The organism is Algoriphagus resistens (assembly GCF_001442615.1).
Taxonomy (GTDB): domain Bacteria; phylum Bacteroidota; class Bacteroidia; order Cytophagales; family Cyclobacteriaceae; genus Algoriphagus; species Algoriphagus resistens.
The window spans coordinates 1-2,052 of the sequence record NZ_LMXN01000040.1 but is presented as its reverse complement, the minus strand read 5'-3'; the positions used below and the strand labels follow the sequence as shown (position 1 = coordinate 2,052).

Sequence of the window (2,052 nt, the reverse complement as noted above, 5' to 3'; positions counted from 1 at the left end):
GTCTTAACCCAACTTGGCCGACTGGTAAAATAATCACCTTATTATCAGTGATTTAAAAAATCAGTGGTACACTACATATTTTTTTATGGCTTTTTGAGTTTCTTCGCACCCTGTAGCCGAGTAGATTTCCTGGACTTCTTTGATAGGCTTTGAAGGTTTTCTCAGGTGTATGGTTTTTTTGTCTGTTGGCAACTCTATCGTCTGGATGGTATGGGTGGACATGATACGCAGGATGTTTTTCCAGTCATGGTTGATCCCTTTTTCCTTTAACATATGTCTGATAGTGTTCACTAATTGGTAGGCCAGTATCGTCAGGTAGATATGTGATTCTATCCGCCCGTCTTTTTGATGAAACACCGGTCTGATACCTAAGTCGGATTTCAGGCATCTGAAAGTGGATTCCACTTCCCTGATGGTGTTGTAGATCTGCCAAAGTTCTTTTTCTTTGGGATCAGTATAACTGGTACGGATAAAATACACTCCTTTCTCTTTCTCATCTTTTACCGGATCAGGTTTTACTTCCCATTTTATATCACTGGCCATCTTTTCTTTCTGTTCCACCCCGATCAGGTATCTTCCCGATACCCGGCTGTACTTTTGCTTTACCCTGCCGATACGTTCCCATACCTTTTCAATCTTTTTGGTGCCGCCTTTTTTGGAAATGGCTGCTCTGATACTTTCCAGCTCTTCTTCAAAACGTTTTGCCAGCTTGCCGGCCATGGAGGCTTCTTTTTTTCTCTTGGCATCGCTCTGAACATACATCCAGGTATCCGGACTTCCTTCCGGATGGAAAACCGCCAGTTCCACTTTGTTTTTGTCCCTGTCGGTAAATTCGCTGACCTTTGCGGCCACCTGAGGATCTTTGAGTCTTTTGCGGGATACGCAAACATACTCATAGCCTTTCTCCCTGATCAGCTCCAGGTTATCCTCGGTGGCTATCCCGGCGTCCATGACAATGGTTTTGCGGGCCTTGCCGCTATACTTTTCCAGATCGGCAACCATATCTGAAAGCGTTGCGGTATCAGGCTTGTTGCCTTCATAGATGCGGGAGTGCCTGATAAAGCCCTGGGCATTGATAACTCCGGTGAATACCACCAAAGGACAGTCATTCCTTTTTTCCTTACTCCTTCCATAGGCAGCCAGCTTACTGTTCTTCTTGCCTGTTTCAAAGTAGGTGTTGCTGATATCAAAAATGACCAGCTTGTCTTCCAGGTCAAACAGGTCTGTAACCCTGTTGTAAAGAAAGCTGTCTATTTTATCCTTATGGTTATAAAGCTGGTCTGAAACAGTGTAGAGCTGCTTATGTGTGATGGGGGAACGGTAATCAAAACAGCCTGTTAATTCACTGTTCATATCCAGCAACTGGGCGGTTTTATATTCGGAGCTGGAGAAAACCGCACGTGCGACAATGGCGATCAGTGCCTTGTCTGCCTGTTTGGTTTCAAAACCTAACTGGAGCAGGCATTCCTTAAGTTTTAGCTTCTCCACTACCTGCTTGCATAAATGTTCGCTGCCAAAGGATTTTACATCACTGACCTCCAGTCCTTTAACATCCACGTTATGCATCTCGGCTCTTTCAGGTGCAGGGGGGATGGAAACCTGTCCCGGCTCAGGTTCACCGTACTTGATCAGGTATTTTTCATAAAAAGAAGCTGCCAAAAGGAGCAAAGGTGCAGGGACGTTGTCAGGAAAGATATCGGGCTGTCCAAAGATCTTCGACTTAAGGATCTCCAAAACTGTTTTCTGGTTCCCTTTATCTTCCAACAGGGGATCAGATCCCAGGTACAGAATGACCTTCTGTTTGACTTTCCCGTCAATCCTGGAGGCCTGGACGAGGTTGTACTGGTAAAATGTTTTACTGTCTTTGCTGCGCTGCTTTTTGACTTCCCTGATGAACATACAGCAAAGATAGTAAGGAGATCTGAAACAAACAACAACCGTACATCACTACAACTGAAAATCAGACCTAAAAACCGCCTCTAAGCACTATATAGCCACTTTTTGGCCAGAAAATTAGCTGTTTCTCTTGACCATGGGCCAAGTTGGGTTAAA

At 44.6% G+C, this 2,052-nt stretch carries 1 protein-coding gene; it reads right to left on the bottom strand.

Features of this window, described 5'->3' with window-relative positions; genetic code table 11:
* Positions 1 to 60: 60 nt before the first annotated feature.
* Positions 61 to 1,899: an IS1634 family transposase gene (locus tag AS141_RS25805; protein WP_057940598.1), complete on the bottom strand. Its 1,839-nt coding sequence runs from the start codon at positions 1,897 to 1,899 to the stop codon at positions 61 to 63.
* Between the last annotated feature and the right edge of the window lie 153 nt (positions 1,900 to 2,052).